Raw genomic sequence first — 22,166 nt, forward strand, 5'->3', positions numbered from 1 at the left:
TCCGAAAAGGATTCAGGAAGCATCTGACAGTGGCGGGGGGAGTGACTGATTGCTGACTCGGCGCGATAAACCATCGCCCATAAAAAAGGCCGCTGCAAACGCAGCGGCCAAGGTAAGACGTTGGATCAAGGAGCTACAAATCAACGTCAGTGAACACGGGGGCGATGGAGCGAAAAACGCTTCGGTCCATCAGAAATCGGTTGCCGACGACTCGGTCGCGGGCTTTGTGCTTCGTGGCGGTCTGCCGTGAAAGCCCGCTCAGAATAAGGGCTTGAAGCCAAAGGAAAAATAGCGATTCCGGACATGCACTGTTACGGGGCATGTAACAGTGCTGCGTCTTGAGGTGGGCATCATCCGTTGAATTGATCATGGGTTATCCAGCTTGCCCATGCCTCGCGGCAAGCCCCGTTCCAGGCGGGGATTCATCCTTTCGGGCGACAGCGCGAATACCTCCTTGGTGCGCTTATCGTCCCCGTGTGGCGGCAGTAGGGTGGGGCCTTCTGTCACTCACCGGGGAAGACGCATGACAAAAACAACAATGCGCGCCATCTTCAAACCGCAGGCGCTGGCGGCTGCGGTCGCCTTGGGTTGCTGTGCCCAGGCCCATGCGATCGATTTCAACATCGGCGAAATCGAAGGCACGTTCGACTCATCGCTGTCGGTCGGCGCGAGCTGGGGCATGCGCGATGCAGACAAGTCGCTGGTCGGCACGGTCAATGGCGGTACGGGCCAGTCTTCGACCGGTGATGACGGGCGCTTGAACTTCAAGAAGGGCGAGACCTTTTCCAAGATCTTCAAGGGCATCCACGACCTTGAGTTGAAGTACGGCGACACCGGTGTGTTCGTACGTGGCAAGTACTGGTACGACTTCGAACTCAAGGACGAAGACCGCGAGTTCAAGCCCATCAGCGACAAGGGCCGCAAGGAAGGCGCCAAGTCTTCCGGCGGGCAGATTCTTGATGCGTTCGTCTATCACAACTATTCCATCGCCGATCTGCCGGGCACCGTGCGTGCCGGCAAGCAGGTGGTGAGCTGGGGCGAAAGTACCTTCATCGGCAACTCGATCAACAGCATCAACCCGATCGACGTTTCGGCGTTCCGTCGGCCCGGTGCGGAGATCAAGGAAGGCCTGATTCCGGTGAACATGCTGTTCGGCTCGCAAAGCCTGACTGACAAGCTCTCGGTCGAAGGCTTCTATCAACTGGAGTGGGACCAGACCGTTCTCGACAACTGCGGCACCTTCTTCGGTGTCGACGTCGCGGCGGATGGTTGCAACCATGGTTACACCGTCGCCAATCCGGCGATCGCCCCGCTGGCACCGGTGGCCGCCGCTTTCGGACAACCCATTGAAGTCACGCGCGAAGGCGTCGTCGTGCCCCGTGGCGGTGATCGCGATGCACGGGATTCCGGGCAGTGGGGTACGGCGCTGCGCTGGCTCGGCGACGATACCGAATATGGCCTCTATTTCCTCAACTACCACAGCCGTACGCCCACGGTGGGCACCACCACGGCGGGCCTGTCGACTCTGGCGGCGCTGCCGGGGATGGTCAGCACCGCCAATCGCCTGGCCCCCGGCAGCGGTTCCGGGCTGGCGCAAAGCGTGATGCTCGGACGCGGTCAGTATTACCTCGAATACCCGGAAGACATCCGTCTGTATGGCGCGAGTTTCGCCACCACATTGCCCACTGGCACTGCGTGGACCGGCGAGCTCAGCTACCGCCCCAACGCCCCGGTGCAGGTCAACACCAACGACCTGACGCTGGCGCTGCTCAACCCGATCGCTGGCGGCGCGGCATCCCCGTTGACCACCTCGCCGGGCGCCGACAACAAGGGTTATCGGCGCAAGGAAGTGACGCAACTGCAGAGCACCCTCACGCACTTCTTCGATCAGGTGCTGGGCGCCGAACGCCTGACCGTGGTCGGTGAGGCGGCGGTGGTCCGGGTCGGTGGTCTGGAGTCGCGCAGCAAGCTGCGTTACGGCCGCGATTCGGTGTACGGCCAGTACGGTTTCGGTGGTGACACCGGCGGGTTCGTCACGTCGACCTCCTGGGGCTATCGCGCCCGGGCCATCCTCGACTACGCCAACGTGATCGGCGGGATCAACCTCAAGCCTAACCTGTCCTGGTCCCACGACGTCTCCGGTTACGGCCCCAACGGGCTGTTCAACGAAGGCGCCAAGGCAATCAGCGTCGGGGTCGATGCCGACTACCGCAACACCTACACCGCGAGCCTCAGTTACACCGACTTTTTCGGCGGCGATTACAACGTCCTCACCGACCGTGACTTCGTGGCCCTGAGCTTCGGCGTGAACTTCTGATCTGCCCGAGAAGGATGAAATCAATGCGCAAGATGATTCTGCAATGCGGTGTCCTGGCCTTGAGTCTGCTGGCCGCCAACGTGATCGCGGCGGTGTCGCCGCAAGAGGCCGAGAAACTCGGCACCAGCCTGACGCCGCTGGGCGCCGAAAAGGCGGGTAACGCCGATGGCTCGATTCCGGCCTGGACCGGAGGCATCCCGAAAAACGCCGGGGCGGTGGACAGCAAAGGTTTTCTCGCCGACCCGTTCGCCAGCGAAAAACCACTGTTCACCATCACCGCGGTCAACGTCGACCAGTACAAGGCCAAGCTTTCCGAAGGCCAGGTGGCGATGTTCAAACGCTATCCCGACACCTACAAAATTCCGGTCTACCCGACCCACCGCACCGTCGCCGTGCCGCCGGAAATCTACGAGTCGGCCAAGCGCAGCGCACTGAACGTGACCTCGATCAACGACGGCAACGGCCTGGCCAATTTCACCGGCAATCGCTACTACGCCTTCCCGATTCCGAAGAACGGTGTCGAGGTGCTGTGGAACCACATCACCCGTTACCACGGTGGCAACCTGCGCCGGATCATCACCCAGGTGACCCCGCAGACCAACGGCAGCTACACACCGATCCGCTTCGAGGAAGAGATCGCCGTGCCGCAGTTGATGAAGGAGCTGGATCCGGAGCAGGCGGCCAACGTGCTGACCTTCTTCAAGCAGTCCGTGACTGCCCCGGCACGTCTGGCCGGCAACGTATTGCTGGTGCACGAAACCCTCGACCAGGTGAAAGAACCGCGTCTGGCGTGGATCTACAACGCCGGTCAGCGCCGGGTTCGCCGTGCGCCGCAAGTCGCCTACGACGGCCCGGGTACCGCCGCCGATGGCCTGCGTACGTCGGACAACTTCGACATGTTCTCCGGCGCGCCGGATCGTTACGACTGGAAACTGGTTGGCAAGAAGGAAATGTACATTCCGTACAACAGCTACAAACTCGATTCGCCGAAGCTCAAGTACGACGACATCGTCAAGGCCGGGCACATCAATCAGGACCTGACCCGTTACGAACTGCACCGGGTCTGGGAAGTGATCGGCACGGTCAAACCAAGCGAGCGGCACATCTACGCCAAGCGTCACATGTACATCGACGAGGACAGCTGGCAAGTGGCGCTGGCCGATCACTACGACGGTCGCGGACAGTTGTGGCGGGTGGCCGAAGGTCATGCCCAGTACTACTACGATCACCAGGCCCAGGCCTACACCCTGGAAGCGCTCTACGACATCATTGCCGGTCGCTACATTGCCCTGGGCATGAAGAACGAGGAGAAGCACAGCTTCGAATTCGGCTTCGAAGCCAAGGCGGCCGACTTCACTCCTTCGGCCCTGCGCGCCGAGGGCGTCCGGTAAGGGGAGCGATACACTCGCGAGACAAAAGGCGACCGGTTGGTCGCCTTTTTTATGGGCAGCAATCAGCGTACTGAATACTCGTCAACAAGCATCGGGGAGAGGGCTAGGGTGAACGCACAACGATAAAAAGGCGCACCCGATGACCGCCATGACACCCCGTCTGGATCGAGCAGATTTTTTTCCGAGACTTTCTTCCCATCACCTGCCACGTCCGCGACTTTGCGATGCACTGCTTGAGTCGACGGCACGGGTCAAACTGATCTGCGCGCCGGCCGGCAGCGGCAAAACCGCGCTGCTCACCGAATGCCTGCTGCAGGCACCCGTCAATTGCACCGTCTGTTGGTTGCCGCTGGCAGGTGCATCCTTGAACGCTGGCGAATTTTGCGAACGACTCGCGCAAGCAATGGGGCTGACAACCTCGGACGAAGCGTCACTGCTGTATGAACTGGCGCGACGGTCTACGGTGACCTGGGTGCTGATCGACGATTACTGCCGATCCCCGGAGCCGGCGCTGGATGCATTGCTCGACCGGATGCTGGCGATCAGCAGTCCGGCCGTGACGTGGTGGATCGGCACGCGACGGCGCCCATCCTGCAATTGGCCGCGCCTGCTGCTCGATGACGCCTTGTACGAATGTGAAGGCGCGGCGTTGGCACTGACTCGGGATGAAATCGCAGGAGTGCTGCGTCATTTGCCTCCCGCCCAGGCCGACAGTGTGGCGGGGCGTATCTTTCAGCGCAGTGGCGGCTGGTGTGCCGGGGTGCGGATGCTGTTGATGCAAAAATGCGACTGGTCGCAAAAGACCTTGCCGCAGCAACGCATGGACACCTTGCTGGACTACCTGCAACACGAACTGTTCAGTGGTTTGAGCCCGGAACTGGCCGAGGCCTGGCGGGTGCTGGCGCATTTGCCGCGGTTCAATGCCGGCCTTTGCGACCATCTGTTCGGTGCTGGCGACGGGGCGCAATGGATGCGCAGTCTGCAAACCCTCGGGTGTTTTATCGAGCCCTGGCAAGGGGCGCCGGACTGGTTGCAGGTGTGTGCCCCGCTGTCGCGTTTGATGCGCGACGAACCCTGGCCTGCCGGACGTTCCTGGCATCGCCGGGCCTGTCAGTGGTTTGCTGCCGGACAGCATTGGAAATGTGCGTTCGAGCAGGCGTTGCTGGCCGAAGAGTACGAGGTTGCGGTGAGCCTGTTGCAGCACTTCACTTTCGAGCATCTGTTCGAGGAGCAGACGGTTGTGCTGTTGCTGCGTCTTTATGAGCAACGCGGTGAAGAACTGCTGCTGAGCTCTGCGCAATTGGTCGGTTTGATCACGGCGGCGTTGCTGTTCGCCGGGCGATTTGCGCAGGCTGCAGATTGCATCGGGCAACTTTCGCGCTTTTTGCCGCCACCGTCGGCTGACCAGCAACGGCAATTGATCGCCCGCTGGCAGGCTCAGCAAGGCTGGCTGTCGCATCTGCAAGGACGGATGGAGGAAGCACGCGATCACTTCGAGCAAGCCTTGAACGATCTGTCGCCGCAGGCCTGGACGGCACGCCTGCTTTGTCTATCGGGCCGCACTCAGCAGGCGTTGCTGTGCGGTGATCTGGAGTTGGCTCATTCGATCAATCGTGAAGCACTGTGCCTGGCCCGGGCTGAGGGTTCTCTGTTGTTCGAAGCGTTGCTGGAGCTTGATCATGCCCAGCTGCTGGAGCAACGAGGGGCATCGGCCAGAGCCGAAGAACTGCTGTCCGGCCTTTGCGAAATGCTTGGTTCGTCCGTCGAGCGACCGACGCCGCTGCTGGGGCGGATCGCCCTGCGCCGGGGGCGGCTGGCATTGAGCATGGGGCAACCAGGCCCGGCGGCCGAATTTTTCCAGCAAGGGCTCGACGACTGCCTGTGCAGCTTTGACAAGCGAGTGCTTTACGGATTTCTCGGTCAGGCGCAACTGGCCGCCAATCAGGGCGATTACGCTCAAGCCTTCATGCGACTGCGGGACGCCGAACGGTTGATGCAACAGCGACAGATTCCGGACACGGTCTATCGCGGTGTGCTGTTGCAGGTCAGCAGCGAATTCTGGTTGCAACAAGGACGCCCCGAACTGGCTCACGAGGCATTGAGCCGGGTGCTCAGACATTATCGTGGCCCACATGCACGGCAGGCACCGCCGGCGACGCTTGAGCTGATTCCACGCATCGAATGTTTGCTGGTTCTGGCCGAGACCCGATTGGATCAGATGCAAACGCCTCTGATCCGGTTGGGTGCCTTGCTGGCGTCGGCTCAGGCTCTCGGGCTGACCAGGCTGGAGGCCGAGTTGCTGTTGACACTGACCGAAGTGGCGCTGGTTCTCGGCGAGCCGGCCCAAGCCAGAAAGTTCTTCGAACAGGGCTGCCAGATCATCAAGCGTTGCAACCTGCAGCAAATGTTGGCCGAGCTCTACGCCCGGTGCGCGGAGATTCCCTTGCACTGGCGCGCTGTTGAAACAGCGGTACCTGTGGAAGAACAAAGTACGCCGCTCAATCCCCTCAGTCAGCGAGAACTTAAAGTCCTGGAGTTGATTGCCTTCGGTGATTCCAATCAGCAAATTTCCGAGAAGTTGTTCATTTCATTGCATACAGTTAAAACTCATGTGCGACGCATACATGGGAAATTAGGCGTTGAACGCCGGACTCAAGCAGTGGCCAGGGCGAAGTTGCTAAATTTATGTTGAGTAATTAAGGCTGGGTGTTGCTGTATAGATATGTTGAAATAAGCAGCGTCTTTAGATTTTAAATCAGATGAGTAATCGTTGGTCCTGTAAGGAAGTGGCATGAGGCTATTTCCACATAGACGAATTTACAGGATGTATCCAATGGGTGTGATGTTCAAAAGTTCAACGGCCGACGCCGTTCTGAAAAATGCGGATGGTCAGGTAGCGCTGGAGAACGTACAGCGTGCGGGGGATGAATTGAGAGCGGTGCTGGAACGTTCTCCGTCCTTGAGGGATATCTTGCGGAAAAGACTCTCGGAACGATTCGAACGACTGGGAAAGTCTATTGATGTAGAACGTCTATATATTAATTCCGGTGATGATCCGTATGATATTTTGAACAGGCCGTCCGGTTCGATACTTGATGTTTTTTTTGATTGTCTGGGGCGCGGTGCTTATACGTCTTATGTACTTGGTCTTGATTTTGTCTATTCGCGCCCGGATACAACAGATGCGCGCTTGAGAGTCGGAAATGTCAAGATTTCAGATGTCGAGGATGTTTTGATTCAGGCGTTGCAGCAGGTGGCAACTGATCAGGCGAGTGCACTCCGTCAGTACTGGAACAGTCCGGCCCGCAGCGAATCCGGGGAATCGACAACTCAAAAGGCATTGTTGGAAGTTGCCTTTTCCGAAGCATTGCAGGCCGAGTTGGCCCTGACGGAAGTGGCGGGTTCGCTTAAAAGCTTCCAGGCTCTGCGCGCTAACGAGTTGCTGAAGGCGAAGTTATCCGGGGCCTACAAAATCAGTCTCCGTCAGGCGTCTGGCATTGAGCGGGATCTGGTATCCGGTTTTGTCATGCCCTATTCGAGCATCACAACTTCCGAAATCAAGTTGTCCGGCGACGCTTACGGCTGGTTCCTTTACACGCCGGACAACGGTTTCGAATACTTCTCCAGCAGTGCCGACCTGCATGCAGCAATGTGCAGCCGGCTGGCAGTTGCTCCTGATGCAATCAGGTATCCGGCATTGTCGGTCAGCGTGTTCTCGCACTGTGTGGGCAGCCGACTCAGGGATCAGGAGGCACAATTTGCTGCGCGCATCAGATCCGGTGAGCCACGCAAAGAGGGATTTGTCCGCGAGCTGGAGAATATTCATCAGGTTTTTCCGATGCACTCTGACCTGTACCAGCGGATCAGGGCGTTGCGCATACTGGTCAAACGCCTGGAGTGGCCAGACTGGTTAAAGTCGGCCGGTGAGGCGATACGCGATACCTACGAATCCCTTGAAACTTCGAAAGAGGGATATGAGTTCGAATATGCCCAAGTATCCGATCGGCTGTTTTCGCTACACGACTATGCCGTAGAGCACTTCGGTCGCTGGTGTGACAGCGCTTTGGGAATGCGGCCTGACCCGGATGCAATCAAGGTCCATAGCCTGTACCGGATAGAAGTCGGCGGACGTACGATCCAGCAGGAAGATATTCGCACGTTAACCGAGTTCATGGTTATCGGCCTGCATGATGCTGGCAACCGCGCGACCCTGCGTATCGAAGGCGCTCCGGCGGACAGCGGGTTGACCGTTGCCAAACTGGAAGGTTGGTTGGCCAATCGGGATCTGCGTGTGGAGTTCAGCAGGTCCCTGCCTTCCAGTACTCCGCAGGAGTTTCGCGAGGCTTATTTCAACTATCTGCGTAGTCAGGCGGAGTTCGCGCTGTTCGTTGCCCAACACTCTGCACGTTTCAATGCCACAGACGTTGCGTTGATCCAACGCACCTTGAAAGGTGATCCCTCCGTGGAAATACGGGGAGTGAAACTGAAATACCGGCCAGTGGTATTGCAAAACGTGCTGCTGTTCATGCCGCGCACAGCAACAACTCGTTATGCACTGATGAAGATGCCCCACGGCCAATTCGACTATGTGAAGTTCGCCGACATCTACCAGTTCAATCGTTGGATGGAGTCCATGCTTTCCGATAATCGTGCTTATGCCGAATCGTTGATCCCGCCTGACGATCTGGCTGCTGTCGGTGTATTGAGGGGGGGAGGAACTACGCCGTTACACTACATGTATGAATTGGATTTGGTGCCGGGACTCATGGCGTTGAATGCCGGTGAGCCGTTGTTCAGTCATAGTGAAGTGGCTTACGCGGGTGAGGCCGCTCGTGTCCGAGTGTTGGCGCCGGCTGCCTACTTCTCTGCCGGATCACTGGCGCGGCAAAGATACGCCCGCCTCAGTACTGAACTGAAAGCATTGTCGATGGTGGATTCCCGGGAGAACGGCTATCCGACTTTCGAGCAGTTTTCCCGTGATCTGATCAAGCAGCGAATTGAAGAAGTGTTGTTGTCACGTGGTCAGAGGGTTCAGGTCGATCCCGACAAAATCATGATTCAGACCGACGATTTCCATCTGGATCTGACCACTGTCCTGATTGAGGGCCGCCACTTTGAAGTCCCGGCGACGCCTGGCCGGTCGATTGATGAGAATCCGAAGTTCTACGTGACGGGTGGGCATCCGTCGATTGAAAAACTGGATATCAGGGATCTTTCCAGTTGGTCGAAAACCTTGCGTCCCGGGGACCACTACACCCGGTTTTTACAAAGCGATTACCTGGATCGCAATCACCCGGGCTATGAGTTCAAGCGGGCGGTGCATGCCACGAAAGTCCGCTGTGAGATGCACTACGACGCCTGTCATCAGTATTTCTCCGGGCAGCTTTCTACGGACGTTTTCAAAGGGATTCAACGCCTGGTCGACAACCTGAGTGAGACCGCAGGCAATGACGCTTCTCCTTTTCCATCGAATACAAACGAGGGGATCTACAAGTTCCGCCTGCAGAGCCGTCGAATTGTCGAAGGAGTCTATATTTTCCGGATGTCCATTTATGGGAAATTTCTTGACTATCTTTACACGCCCAACGCGCCTGACGATGTGGCTTTCCGCTCGGTCGACGAGTTTGTCGGTTCCATTCGTTTCCGCTACGGGCCGTTCCGCGATTACTACATGGCGCGAGTGAAGATTGATGATCGCAAGGTTGTGAATGATTACTTCGACAATCTGGTTGCCACGGTCAACACCGTCGCCCCCCCTCAACCGGAAGGCGCTGTGCGGATGCTGGGCTTCTCTATGCTTCATGACGACAGGATCTATCGCATTCTCAGCGACATCGACGCACGGACCACAAGTCTGAATGAGGTGATAGCCGGTCTGGTTTATGACAACGTGATTTTTGCCGCCAACATCATCAGTCTGGTGATTCCTCCGATCGGCATAGCCGTCACCGCCGTGGAGGTGTTCAAGAGCCTTTACGACGGTGCGAGAGCGTATGAGCGGGGTAATTACTCTGCCGCCCTTGATCATGGAAAATCCGCGCTGATCGGACTGGTGAGTCTCGGAAAAGCAGCCGCAGCCGGCAAGCCGGTCAAGGTTACGCCTGCTCAAAAGACCTTGTTTGACCTGGGCAAGGATGCCAGAACTGTGGTGGGCTGGATGTCCCAGGCCACGGGGCAGACGCTGGGAGAAAAGCGTCTGGTCGAAATCATCGAGCAATTGATGAAGGATAATCAGAGCCGCAGTAGTCAGACCACAGTGCACTGATAAGGCGATCGAGCCTCAAGCGTTCAGGCTTGAGGCTCATGGCCCATCCGCCAACTCACGGCCCGTGTCGCCGCCAGCAACCGCTGCGCCGCCGGGCCGTTTTCGTCGGCGTGGAACAGCGAGGTCGGGCCGACGATGGTCAACACTGCCGCGATCTGCCCGAGGGCGTTGAACACCGGTGCCGACAGGGCATCGACGCCGGGCATCAGCAAACCGTGCACATGATGCAGACCGCGTTCGCGGATCTGTTCGCATAACGCCGTATAGGCTTTTTCGTCCGCCAGCGGATGGCCGCCACTGGCGATTTCCTGTTCGCGCAATTCGTCGGTTTCCCGGTGCGGCAGGTAGGTGCTGAACACCAGACCGGTGGATGAACTGAGCAGCGGCAACACCGAGCCCAGTTGCGTCACGACCGTCACCGCGCGCACCGCCGGTTCGATGTGCACAACGGTTGCGCCCTGATTGCCCCACACCGCGAGGAAACAGGTTTCGTTGAGTTCGTCGCGCAGTTCGGCCAGCGGCAGGGCGGCGACTTTCAGCACGTCCATACTGTTGAGTGCGGCCAGGCCCACGCGCAGCGCTTCACGGCCGAGACCGTAATGGTTGGTGGCGGTGTTCTGCTCGGCGAAACCGCTGGCGATCAAGGCCTGCAGATAGCGGTGAACCTTGCTCGCCGGCATCTGCACATGTTCGGCCAGGCGCGACAGCGAAGTGGAGGGCGACAACTCGGCCAGGGCCTTGAGGATGTCGGTGCCGACTTCGGCGGAGCGGACTTTCTGTTTGCCGTTGCTGTCGCTGGTTTTTTCCATGGTGCTGCCGTGTCCCGGAACGAATGGGCGTCTTTATAGCTTGACGCTGGATAGCGAGCAAATTACGTTATGCGTAATTGAATTACGATAAAAATAACCCCGGCGTGCCAAGACCTCTGATCCAGAGCGTCCGGCCATGCCGACTCCCTGTTCAGGAGGCTCCATGAACCTCGATTCAGCCCTGGCTTACCAGTCCGGTTTCGGCAACGAATTCAGCTCCGAAGCGTTGCCCGGCGCACTGCCCGTCGGCCAGAACTCCCCGCAGAAAGCCCCGTACGGTCTCTACACCGAACTGTTCTCCGGCACTGCGTTCACCATGACCCGCAGCGAAGCGCGGCGTACCTGGATGTACCGGATCCAGCCGTCGGCCAATCACCCGGCATTCGTCAAACTGGAGCGGCAACTGGCGGGCGGCCCGTTGGGTGAAGTGACCCCCAATCGCCTGCGCTGGAACCCGCTGGAGATCCCGGCCGAACCGACCGATTTCATCGACGGTCTGGTGAGCATGGCGGCCAATTCCGCTGCCGAGAAACCGGCCGGCATCAGCATTTATCACTACTGCGCCAACCGTTCGATGGAACGTGTGTTCTTCAACGCCGACGGCGAGCTGCTGCTGGTGCCGCAACTGGGGCGTCTGCGCATCGCAACCGAGCTGGGTGTGCTGGAAGTGGCGCCGCTGGAAATCGCCGTGTTGCCACGGGGCCTGAAATTCCGCGTCGAACTGCTCGACCCGCAGGCGCGCGGTTACGTCGCCGAGAACCATGGCGCGCCGCTGCGCCTGCCGGATCTGGGGCCGATCGGCAGCAACGGCCTGGCCAATCCACGGGACTTCCTGACCCCGGTCGCCGCCTACGAAAACCTGCAACAACCGACCACCCTGGTGCAGAAATTCCTCGGCCAGTTGTGGGGCACCGAACTCAATCACTCGCCGCTGAATGTGGTCGCCTGGCACGGCAACAACGTGCCGTACAAATATGACCTGCGCCGTTTCAACACTATCGGCACCGTCAGTTTCGATCACCCGGACCCGTCGATCTTCACCGTGCTCACGTCGCCGACCAGCGTCCACGGTCTGGCCAACCTCGACTTCGTGATCTTCCCGCCGCGCTGGATGGTGGCCGAGAACACCTTCCGTCCACCGTGGTTCCACCGCAACCTGATGAACGAGTTCATGGGCCTGATCCAGGGCGAATACGACGCCAAGGCCGAAGGTTTCGTGCCCGGCGGCGCGTCGCTGCACAGCTGCATGAGCGCCCACGGCCCGGACGGCGAGACCTGCACCAAAGCCATCAACGCGGACCTGAAACCGGCCAAGATCGACAACACCATGGCTTTCATGTTCGAGACCAGCCAGGTGCTGCGCCCAAGCCGCTTTGCCCTCGACTGTCCGCAACTGCAATCCACTTACGACGCCTGCTGGGCCACGCTGCCCGCCACGTTCGACCCGACCCGGAGATAACCCATGACTCAGAATTCCATCACCCGCAGTTGGGTCGCTTCGGCCAACGGCCACACCGATTTCCCGTTGCAGAACCTGCCGCTGGGCGTGTTCAGCCTCAACGGCTCGGCGCCGCGCGCGGGCGTGGCGATTGGTGAACACATCTTCGATCTGCAAGTGGCGCTGGAGGCCGGGTTGTTCGACGGCGTCGCGCGCAATGCAGTCGAGGCCATGCGCGGCGGTCAGTTGAACGCCTTCTTCGAGCTCGGCCGCGACGCTCGCGTTGCCCTGCGCGAACGTCTGCTGGAACTGTTCAGCGAAGGCAGCACCCATCGCGACAATATTGAAGCCCAGGGCGCAAAACTGCTGCCGCTGGCCGCCGATTGCCAGATGCATTTGCCGGCGCGCATCAGTGACTACACCGACTTCTACGTCGGCATCGAGCATGCGCAGAACGTCGGCAAGCTGTTCCGTCCGGACAACCCGTTGCTGCCGAACTACAAACACGTGCCGATCGGCTACCACGGTCGTGCCTCCACCGTGCGTGCTTCCGGCACCGACGTGCGTCGCCCGAAAGGCCAGACCCTGCCGGCCGGTGCGACCGAGCCGACCTTCGGCCCGTGTGCGCGTCTGGACTATGAGCTGGAGCTGGGGATCTGGATCGGTCAGGGCAACGAGATGGGCGAGTCGATCGCCATCGGCGATGCCGCTGAACACATTGCCGGTTTCTGCCTGCTCAACGACTGGTCGGCCCGTGACATCCAGGCCTGGGAATACCAGCCGCTCGGCCCGTTCCTCTCCAAAAGCTTCATCACCAGCGTCTCGCCATGGGTGGTGACCGCCGAAGCGCTGGCGCCATTCCGCACCGCGCAACCGGCGCGCCCGGAAGGTGATCCGCAGCCATTGCCGTACCTGTTCGACAAGCGCGATCAGGATGGCGGTGGTTTCGATATCGAGCTGGAAGTGCTGCTGCTCACCGAGAAAATGCGCGAGCAGAACCTGCCGGCCCATCGCCTGACTCTGAGCAACACCCGCTACATGTACTGGACCGTCGCGCAAATGGTCGCGCACCACAGCGTCAACGGCTGCCAGTTGCAGGCCGGTGACCTGTTCGGTTCGGGCACTTTGTCCGGCCCTGAAAACGGCCAGTTCGGCAGCCTGCTGGAAATTACCGAGGGTGGCAAAAAGCCAATCGAGCTGGCTTCCGGTGAGGTGCGCAAATTCCTTGAAGACGGCGACGAAATCATCCTGCGCGCTCGCTGCGCCCGCGAAGGTTTTGCCTCGATCGGTTTCGGCGAATGCCGTGGCATTGTGCTGGCGGCGCGCTGACAGGAGCGGCTCATGGATCTCTATACCTATTACCGTTCCACCTCGTCGTATCGGGTGCGGATCGCGCTGGCGCTCAAGGGGCTCGACTATCAGGCGTTGCCAGTCAATTTGATCGCGCCGCCCGGCGGCGAGCATCGGCAACCGGCGTACCTGGCGATCAATCCCCAGGGCCGGGTGCCGGCGCTGCGTACCGATGACGGCAAGTTGCTGATTCAGTCGCCGGCCATCATCGAGTACCTGGAGGAACGTTATCCACAGGTGCCGCTGCTGCCCGAGGACCTCGTTGCCCGTGCACAAGTGCGCGGCGTGGCGGCGGTGATCGGCTGCGACGTGCATCCGCTGCACAACGTCAGCGTGCTCAATCGCCTGCGCGGTCTGGGTCATGACGAGCCGCAGGTCAACGAGTGGATCGCTCACTGGATCGGTCAGGGGCTGGCGACGGTGGAGCAGTTGATCGGCGACAGCGGCTTCTGTTTCGGCGAGTGGCCGTGCGTGGCAGACGTGTACCTCATCCCGCAGTTGTACGCGGCCGAGCGTTTCAACGTTTCGCTTGAGGCGTATCCACGGATCCGTCGGGTGGCCGCGTTGGCCGCTGAACATCCTGCGTTCATTGCGGCGCATCCGGCGAATCAGCCGGACACGCCGAAGTAGCATTTGATGGCTCCCGTGCAGCGCACGGGAGCCATTCCGGTTACCCGCAAAAAACATAAAAACAAAACAGGTACCTTGCGATGCATAACCAGATTGCCAGCTTCCGGGCGGCACTCGACGCCCGTCCTGTGTCCCGCTTTCAGTGGTTGCTCCTGATCCTTCTCGCCTTGTTGCTGGTCACCGACGGCTACGACGCCCAGGTGCTCGGCTATGTGGTGCCGGCGCTGGCGCAGGACTGGGGCCTGGAGAAATCGGCGTTCGGCCCGGTGTTCAGCGCCAACCTGTTGGGCCTGACTCTAGGCTCGCTCGCCGTGACGCCGCTGGCCGACCGTTTCGGCGTACGGCGGATTCTGCTCGCCTGTGTGCTGATCTACGCCAGCCTCACGGTGCTGATGGTATTCGCCGATTCCCTGAATACCTTGATGATCGCGCGCTTCATTTGCGGCATCGGCATGGGCGGCGCAATGCCCAGCGCCATGGCGTTGATGTCGGAATACTCACCGCCACGGCTGCGTACGTTGATGGTGACGCTGGCGGCCTGCGGCTTTTCCTTCGGTGGTGCGGCGGGTGGTTTTGTTGCGGCCGGGTTCATCGATCGATTCGGCTGGCAAGCGGTGTTCCTCGCTGGCGGCGTTACGCCGTTGCTGCTGTTTCCGTTTCTCTGGTGGATGCTGCCGGAATCCCTGCCACGCCTGCTGCGCGATGCGCCACCGTATGCGCGGCTGCGCAAGGTTACCGCGCGGATGCTGCCGGACTGGCAACCGCCCGCTGCGTCGGTCGAGCAGAACGAACGCGAGCAGGGCAGCAAACTGACGGTGGTGGAACTGTTCCGCAATGGTTATGCACGCCCGACCTTGCTGATCTGGGCGACCTTTTTCGTCAGCCTGATCCTGCTGTATTTCATGATCAGCTGGCTGCCGTCGCTGCTGCTGGAAAGTGGCCTGAAACTCAATGAAGCGAATCTGGTGACGTCGATGTTCCTGTTCGCCGGCACCTTGGGCGCCATCTGCATGGCGTGGTTCGCTGATCGTCTGAAGCGCAAGGTACGGTTGCTGTCCGGTGTGCTGGCCGGCGCGGCGGTCTGCACGATCCTGCTGGGCCTGAATCACGACAACCCACGCTATCTGGTGGCCTGTGTGTTTGCGGCGGGCTTCTGCATCATTGGCGGGCAACTGACGCTCAATGCGTTTGCCAGCAATTTCTATCCGGCGCACGTGCGCGCCACCGGCACCGGTTGGGCGTTGGGAGTGGGGCGTTTCGGCTCGATTTTCGGGCCGCTGTTCGGCAGCCTGCTGCTGGCGATGCACATTCCGGTGGAGCAGATTTTCTTCTTCTGCGCGATTCCGGCAGTGATTGCGGCGTTGTTGATCATTCAGGTGCGTTCGCCTGCTGCGGCGTCAGTCAGTGCACCACCGAATTGGGCGGCAGATGCCCCAGTCGTTCAGTCAGGCGAAGCCGCTGAATCGGGTCGTCACTGAGCAGCAGCGCGTGCTCAAGATCGAAGCGCTCGGCGTTCGGGCAGTCGAGACGCTGGTACAGGCTGGCCCGGGCCAGGTAGTCGGCGGCGCTGGCATCGCCCATTTCGAGTACGCGTTCGGCATCGATCAGCGCGGCGATGAAGTCATCGTGGGTCAGGTGCAACTGGCGCAGGTTGCGCGACAGGCGTTGAAGCATCTGTAGCGGTGTGGCAGCCAGCAGGTGGTCGGCGTTGAGTTGCATCTGGTGGCCGTATTGGCGATGCAGCAGTTCGCGGCAATCGTTCGGATACAGGCGCCGCCCACCGCACGGATCGAGCAAGTGATCAGCCCCGGGCACCTTCAGCAGGAAATGTCCGGGGAAGTTCACGCCCACCAGCGGGATCTCCAGGCCTCGGGCCAGTTCCAGCGCGATCAGCGCCAGGGCCAACGGTTGGCCGCGTCGGGTCTGCAACACCTTGTTGACCATCGCGGCCTGCGGGCGCAACGGCGCAAAATCATCCTGTGCAAAACCCAGATCGGTCATCCGCCGCAGGAGCGGCTGCGCCAGTTCGCTGACCGGCAACAGTGGCAAACCGGAACTGACGCGCTGTTGCAGTTCCTTGAACTCCTGCAATAGCGCTTCGGGGGCGACGTGTTTGTCATGCTCGGCAGCCATCCACAACGCCGCCTCGAACAGCGCGGGCGGTGAACGGTGCAGACAGTCGAAAAAACGTTGGCGCGGACTCATCAAAATCTCCGGGGAATGCCTCGTTTTAGCCCCGTCTCTGTCATTCGTCCAGTGCCGCGCCGCTCTGCCACCGGGTTATGCCGCAACGCATTGGTCGCTGTCGGGCCTTATTCCCGTGCGCTTCAGCAATTTTTGGGCGCAAGCCTATACTGGCGTCTACCAGAAGTGATTCGGGGGCCTGCCGATGTTCGCTCTCATGCAAAGCACTCGCCTGGAATCGCTGCACCTTAGCGTTGATCCGGTCTCCGGATTGAAGGCGGTCATTGCCATCCATAACAGTCGCCTCGGGCCAGCCCTGGGCGGGTGTCGTTATCTTGCCTACCCGAACGACGAATCCGCTGTCGAGGACGCCATACGCCTGGCCCAGGGCATGAGCTACAAAGCCGCGCTGGCTGGTCTGGCCCAAGGTGGCGGCGTCGCCGTGATCGTGCGCCCGGCCCATGTGGAAAACCGCGCTGCGTTGTTCGAAGCCTTCGGCCGTTGCATCAATCAGCTCGACGGCCGCTACATCACTGCCATCGACAGCGGCACCTCGGTGGCGGACATGGATTGCATCGCCCAGCAGACCCAGCACGTCACCAGCACCACCTCGGCCGGCGACCCTGCGCCACATGCCGCGATGGGTGTGTTCACCGGGATTCGCGCCACCGCCATGGCGCGGCTGGGCAGCGACAACCTCGAAGGCTTGCGCGTGGCGATTCAGGGGCTGGGCAATGTCGGTTATGCCCTGGCCGAACAACTGCACGCCGCTGGCGCCGAACTGCTGGTCAGCGACATCGACCACGGCAAGGTGCAACTGGCGATGGAGCAGCTCAACGCCCACCCGATCGCCAACGACGCATTGCTCAGCACGCCGTGTGACATTCTTGCGCCGTGCGGCCTGGGCGGTGTGCTCAACAGTCACACCGTCACCCAGTTGCGCTGTTCGGCGGTGGCGGGATCGGCCAACAATCAACTGACGCATCTGGATGTGGCCGATCAACTGGAGCGGCGCGGCATCCTGTATGCGCCGGATTACGTGATCAATGCCGGTGGCTTGATCTACGTATCCCTCAAGCACCGTGGCGAAGAGCTGACGACCATCACCGCGCACCTGTCGAAGATCAGTTCGCGGCTGACGGAAGTGTTTGCTCACGCCCAGGCAGAAAAGCGTTCACCCGCGCGGGTGGCGGACGAGTTGGCGGAGAAGGTGTTGTACCGCTGAGGTTTTCCGGACATGAAAAAGCCCCTGAGTCTTGCAACTCAGGGGCTATTCAATTCAGGTATCGATTACTTTGCAGCCTTCGCCGCTTTGGCAGGTTTGGCAGGCGCTTCTGCCGCTTCGGCCGCGTCAGCTGTCTCGCTCGCCACAACCGGTTCGGCCGGTGCGTTGATCAGCTCCGACAGGGCATCAGGCTGGCTCTTGAACGCTCGGGCGAACACGTCGCGGTTCTTCGCCATGAAGATCCCGACTTCTTCCACTTGCTGCTCGCTCAACGATGGAACGGCTTTTTCCAGCACTTCGGCCAGTAACTCGGCCAGTTCGAGCATTTTGTCATGACGGTCAGCTTCGGCTTTATCCATGAACAAGCGCTCCAGATCTCGGCTGCTGCGGTATACCACTTCGACGGCCATTCACCACCTCACATGCCTTCACATTAAGTTGTCTTTGCGACTACTGTATCTATATACAGCGAAAAGGATAAGCGAATCCCTGCGCTTTGGGTAGTGGCTTTTTAATGTAGACCGGATTCGGATTTTGTCAGGCCGATGGCGCCGCGCAGGTGCGACCAAACGCCACGGCGCGGGTTTCGCGGCGCCTCGCCATGATGGCGTGGCCTCTTTTCTGCATGCATCCGTGTGCGTGCGCAATAACCGTCACATCCAAGCGTGCAACATCCGCTCGAACCGGGCTAAGGAACCTTCATCGTGAAAATCAACTGGGCCGAGAAACTGCGGCAAAACGTGCACCAACTGGCCGAGTCTCTGGGCAACCTGTTCGTCGAGACCTTCCACTACCTGGCGCTGTTCGCCATTGGCGCGGTGACCGCCTGGGCGGCAGTGATGGAATTTCTCGGGATGCTCGAGGAAGGGCACATCAAGATCGATGACATTCTGTTGCTGTTCATCTATCTGGAACTGGGGGCGATGGTCGGGATTTACTTCAAGACCAACCACATGCCGGTGCGCTTCCTGATCTATGTGGCGATCACCGCACTGACACGCCTGCTGATTTCCAACGTCTCGCACCACAACCCGCCGGACATGGGCATCATTTACCTGTGCGGCGGGATTCTGCTGCTGGCGTTCTCGATCCTGGTGGTGCGTTACGCCTCGTCGCAATTCCCTTCGGTGAAAATCGAGAAGCCGCAACGCAAGCTCGGTGCGGGTTCCGGTGAACACCCCGAGATCGAGAAGGGCGAGCTCTAAAGACCGATCGATGGACGATGCTGGCCCTTGATCTGGCGCGGTGGCGGGGTGAGCCCGTCGCCGCGGGTCATGGCTTCCAGGATCGCCATGGCGCTGTGGCCCTGTTCGATGGCGATGCCGAACTGGATGCTCTGCACCAGTCGTTTGAGGCGCTTGGGGTCGTTGCGCTGATCGGCGCTGATCATCCGTTTGGCGACGATCCGGCCGCTGTTGGAAAGGGTCAGCATGATGCTGCCGTCGAGGCCCTGAATGCTCAGGTTGATCTGATAGTCCGGCGCGAAGGCATCGGTAATGATCTGAAAAGGATTGTCCATGATGCGTCACCGCCTGATTGAACGTGCAGTTGTTGACCGGCCTTGATCGGGTTGGTTCGCCAAACCTGACCGTCGGCCATTCCGTGGTCCTGTCTCCTTCAGGGATGTAGCAAGGGACATGCCGGGAATTTTGTCGAACAATGAAACCGGCCAAAAAGAAGGCGAGCTCATGGCTCGCCTTCTTCGTTTGCGGCCCGTTTCAGGGCAGAACCGAGTAGATGATCGCTGACAGTGCAATCAGGCCGATCAGCACCACAAACACGTTCGACACCTGGCCCGAATACTGGCGCAAGGCTGGCACGCGGCGGATCGCGTACATCGGCATCAGGAACAACAGGCAGGCAATCACCGGCCCGCCGAGGGTTTCGATCATGCCGAGGATGCTCGGGTTGAAGGTCGCCACGGCCCAGCAGCTGAGGATCATGAACAGCGCCGTCGCACGGTTCAGCCAGCTTGCCGACATTACCCGGCCACGGCTGCGCAGGCTTTTGACGATCATGCCCTGGAAGCCTTCGCTGGCGCCGATGTAGTGGCCGAGGAAGGATTTGGTGATCGCCACCAGCGCAATCAGCGGCGCGGCGTAGGCGATGACCGGGGTCTGGAAGTGGTTGGCCAGGTACGACAGGATCGAAATGTTCTGCGCCTTGGCCGCTGCCAGATCAGCCGGCGACAGTGCCAGCACGCAGCTGAAGCAGAAGAACATCACGGTCACCACCATCATGCCGTGGGCCATGGCGAGGATGCCGCTGCTCTTGCGTTCGGCCTGGTCGCCGTAGCGCTGTTTCTGCTCGACGGCGAACGCGGAAATGATCGGCGAATGGTTGAACGAGAACACCATCACCGGGATCGCCAGCCACAGGGTCTTGAAGAACACCGACATCGGCATCGCTTCCCGGGCGTTGGCGAAGAACGCGCCGTTCCAGTTCGGAATCAGGCTGATACCGAGCAACAGCAACGCGGCGACGAACGGATACACCAGCACGCTCATGGCTTTGACGATCACGCTCTGACCGCAACGCACGATGGCCATCAAACCGAGGATCAACGCCAGCGACAACACTGCGCGCGGCGGCGGGGCGATGTGCAACTGGTGTTCGAGGAAGCTGCTCAGGGTGTTGGTCAGCGCCACGCTGTACACCAGCAGGATCGGGAAGATCGCGAAGAAATACAGCAGCGTGATCAATTTGCCGGCACCGACGCCGAAGTGTTCTTCCACCACTTCGGTGATGTCACCGGAGCGGCCCGACAGCACGAAGCGGGTCAGGCCCCTGTGCGCGAAGAAGGTCATCGGAAACGCCAGCACCGCCAGGATCAGCAACGGCCAGAAACCGCCGACACCGGCGTTGATCGGCAGGAACAAAGTGCCGGCACCGATGGCCGTGCCGTACAGGCCAAGCATCCAGGTGGTGTCGAATTTGCTCCAGCCCTTGTGGGCGATTTCGCTATTGCGTGTGCGGTCTACAGCGGGGTTTTCGGCAGCAGGTGTGCGTACATCGGTCATCGTTTTTGCCTCGTTATTATTCTTGCTCGGGCTCACGTGTTACAGGCGGTCAGGGAGCGCTCCTCAGCACTCCACCCAGCTCACGGCCAGGCCGCCTCGTGAAGTCTCTTTGTATTTGTCATGCATGTCGGCGCCGGTATCGCGCATGGTGCGGATCACCCGGTCGAGGGAAATGAAGTGTTTGCCGTCACCGCGCAGGGCCATTTGTGTGGCGTTGATCGCCTTCACCGCAGCGATGGCGTTGCGCTCGATGCACGGCACCTGCACGAGTCCGCCGACCGGGTCGCAGGTCAGGCCGAGGTTGTGCTCCAGGCCGATTTCGGCGGCGTTTTCCAGTTGCTCCGGGGTAGCGCCGAGCACGTCGGCGAGACCAGCAGCGGCCATGGCGCAGGCAGAGCCGACTTCACCCTGGCAGCCGACTTCGGCGCCGGAAATCGAGGCGTTTTTCTTGCACAGGATGCCGACCGCTGCCGCGCCCAGAAAGAACGCGACCACGTCATCGTCGGACGCGTCCGGATTGAATTTCATGTAGTAGTGCAGGACGGCCGGAATGATCCCGGCGGCACCGTTGGTCGGCGCGGTGACCATGCGCCCGCCGGCGGCGTTTTCTTCGTTGACGGCGAGGGCGAACAGGTTGACCCACTCCATCGCCGACAGGGTCGAACTGATGACGTTCGGCTTACCGATTTCCAGCAGGCTGCGGTGCAATTTCGCTGCACGACGCGGAACATTCAGACCGCCCGGCAGGACGCCTTCGTGACGCAAACCTTGCTCGACGCATTCGCGCATCACCGACCAGATATGCAGCAGGCCCTGACGGATTTCGGCGTCGCTACGCCAGGCCCGTTCGTTGGCCATCATCAGTTCGGAAACACGCAAGTTGTGTTTGTTGCACAGCGACAGCAGTTCAGCGGCGCTGGAAAAGTCGTACGGCAACACCACGTCGCCGGCCGGTGCTACACCGGATTCGGCTTCGGCCGCTTCGATGATGAAACCGCCACCCACTGAGTAGTACGTCTGCTCGAACAGTTGCCCGGATGCACCGAAGGCTGTCAGCGACATGGCGTTGGGGTGGTAGGGCAGGCTCTCGTCCAGCAGCAGGAGATCGTCTTGCCAGTTGAAGGCAATCGAGCGTGTACCTGCGAGGGACAGTTGGCCGGTCTCGCGCAGTTGTTGGATTCGCGGTTCGATGGTCGACGGATCGATGCTGTCCGGCCATTCGCCCATCAGGCCCATGACCGTTGCACGGTCAGTGGCGTGACCGACGCCAGTGGCCGAGAGCGAGCCGTACAAACGGATTTCCACCCGCTGTACGTCGAGCAGCAAATGCTGGTCGATCAGGGCTTGGGCGAAGGTCGCGGCGGCGCGCATCGGGCCGACGGTGTGGGAACTGGACGGACCGATGCCGACTTTGAATAGATCGAAAACACTGATAGCCATGCTAAACCCTTACAAGCAATGGAGTAGGAATCGCTGCCATTTTTTGTAGGACAAGCGCAATGTCGGCGATACTGCCTACCTCGCTTCAACGTGACTA

General features: G+C 60.2%; 15 protein-coding genes and 1 pseudogene. 10 read left to right on the plus strand and 6 right to left on the minus strand.

Annotated features, from left to right (window positions below):
• Positions 1–523 precede the first annotated feature (523 nt).
• The 4 genes from AC3WRD_RS06065 (at position 524) to AC3WRD_RS06080 (ending at position 9,973) form a co-directional block, all read left to right on the plus strand.
• The gene (locus AC3WRD_RS06065) at positions 524–2,317 is read left to right on the plus strand and encodes a DUF1302 domain-containing protein (RefSeq protein WP_096819067.1); all 1,794 of its coding nucleotides are present in this window, start codon (positions 524–526) and stop codon (positions 2,315–2,317) included.
• A 23-nt stretch (positions 2,318–2,340) separates the two neighbouring features.
• A complete protein-coding gene (locus tag AC3WRD_RS06070; RefSeq protein ID WP_102619463.1) occupies positions 2,341–3,708 on the plus strand; it encodes a DUF1329 domain-containing protein in 1,368 nt (455 codons plus the stop codon).
• 139 nt (positions 3,709–3,847) lie between these two features.
• The gene (locus tag AC3WRD_RS06075) at positions 3,848–6,400 is read left to right on the plus strand and encodes a helix-turn-helix transcriptional regulator (RefSeq protein WP_102619464.1); all 2,553 of its coding nucleotides are present in this window, start codon (positions 3,848–3,850) and stop codon (positions 6,398–6,400) included.
• Between the two features lie 141 nt (positions 6,401–6,541).
• Entirely contained in the window at positions 6,542–9,973 is a 3,432-nt protein-coding gene (locus AC3WRD_RS06080) for a DUF6543 domain-containing protein (protein ID WP_102619465.1), read from the plus strand.
• A 23-nt stretch (positions 9,974–9,996) separates the two neighbouring features.
• Here the strand turns inward: AC3WRD_RS06080 and AC3WRD_RS06085 are convergent, their stop codons facing one another.
• The gene (locus tag AC3WRD_RS06085) at positions 9,997–10,782 is read right to left on the minus strand and encodes an IclR family transcriptional regulator (RefSeq protein ID WP_102619466.1); all 786 of its coding nucleotides are present in this window, start codon (positions 10,780–10,782) and stop codon (positions 9,997–9,999) included.
• 163 nt (positions 10,783–10,945) lie between these two features.
• Between AC3WRD_RS06085 and hmgA the strand changes: the two genes are divergently transcribed.
• The 4 genes from hmgA (at position 10,946) to AC3WRD_RS06105 (ending at position 15,678) form a co-directional block, all read left to right on the plus strand.
• Positions 10,946–12,241: a homogentisate 1,2-dioxygenase gene (hmgA, locus tag AC3WRD_RS06090; RefSeq protein WP_064593461.1), complete on the plus strand. Its 1,296-nt coding sequence runs from the start codon at positions 10,946–10,948 to the stop codon at positions 12,239–12,241.
• A 3-nt stretch (positions 12,242–12,244) separates the two neighbouring features.
• Positions 12,245–13,549 (plus strand): fumarylacetoacetase, encoded by a 1,305-nt coding sequence (gene fahA / locus AC3WRD_RS06095; protein WP_102619467.1) that lies wholly within the window; start codon positions 12,245–12,247, stop codon positions 13,547–13,549.
• A gap of 12 nt (positions 13,550–13,561) precedes the next feature.
• Positions 13,562–14,200 (plus strand): maleylacetoacetate isomerase, encoded by a 639-nt coding sequence (maiA, locus tag AC3WRD_RS06100; protein ID WP_102619468.1) that lies wholly within the window; start codon positions 13,562–13,564, stop codon positions 14,198–14,200.
• Between the two features lie 80 nt (positions 14,201–14,280).
• A complete protein-coding gene (locus tag AC3WRD_RS06105) occupies positions 14,281–15,678 on the plus strand; it encodes an MFS transporter (RefSeq protein WP_102619469.1) in 1,398 nt (465 codons plus the stop codon).
• On the opposite strand, the gene AC3WRD_RS06110 is transcribed toward AC3WRD_RS06105, so the two are convergent.
• A complete protein-coding gene (locus AC3WRD_RS06110) occupies positions 15,602–16,405 on the minus strand; it encodes a SirB1 family protein (RefSeq protein ID WP_102619470.1) in 804 nt (267 codons plus the stop codon). The two genes, AC3WRD_RS06105 and AC3WRD_RS06110, sit on opposite strands and share 77 nt — an antisense overlap.
• 184 nt (positions 16,406–16,589) lie before the next feature.
• On the opposite strand from AC3WRD_RS06110, the gene AC3WRD_RS06115 reads away from it, so the two are divergent.
• A complete protein-coding gene (locus AC3WRD_RS06115) occupies positions 16,590–17,609 on the plus strand; it encodes a Glu/Leu/Phe/Val dehydrogenase family protein (RefSeq protein ID WP_096819082.1) in 1,020 nt (339 codons plus the stop codon).
• A gap of 155 nt (positions 17,610–17,764) precedes the next feature.
• Here AC3WRD_RS06115 and AC3WRD_RS06120 read toward each other — a convergent pair.
• Positions 17,765–18,019 (minus strand): annotated as a pseudogene (locus AC3WRD_RS06120) (YebG family protein); the annotation flags it as partial.
• Between the two features lie 294 nt (positions 18,020–18,313).
• Between AC3WRD_RS06120 and AC3WRD_RS06125 the strand changes: the two are divergent.
• Positions 18,314–18,814 carry a phosphate-starvation-inducible protein PsiE gene (locus AC3WRD_RS06125; protein ID WP_003221775.1) on the plus strand — a complete coding sequence of 167 codons (501 nt, stop codon included), beginning with the start codon at positions 18,314–18,316 and terminating at the stop codon, positions 18,812–18,814.
• Here the strand turns inward: AC3WRD_RS06125 and AC3WRD_RS06130 are convergent.
• The 3 genes from AC3WRD_RS06130 to AC3WRD_RS06140 form a co-directional block, all read right to left on the minus strand.
• Entirely contained in the window at positions 18,811–19,128 is a 318-nt protein-coding gene (locus AC3WRD_RS06130) for a DUF3509 domain-containing protein (protein WP_096819085.1), read from the minus strand. The genes AC3WRD_RS06125 and AC3WRD_RS06130 overlap by 4 nt on opposite strands.
• A 199-nt stretch (positions 19,129–19,327) precedes the next feature.
• Positions 19,328–20,629, minus strand: coding sequence for an HAAAP family serine/threonine permease (locus AC3WRD_RS06135; protein ID WP_102619472.1), 1,302 nt, complete (start codon positions 20,627–20,629; stop codon positions 19,328–19,330).
• A 63-nt stretch (positions 20,630–20,692) separates the two neighbouring features.
• Positions 20,693–22,069, minus strand: a complete 1,377-nt coding sequence (locus tag AC3WRD_RS06140) for an L-serine ammonia-lyase (protein WP_102619473.1) — start codon at positions 22,067–22,069, stop codon at positions 20,693–20,695.
• Positions 22,070–22,166: the final 97 nt, after the last annotated feature.

It is taken from the genome of Pseudomonas sp. FW215-R2 (genome assembly GCF_058789255.1).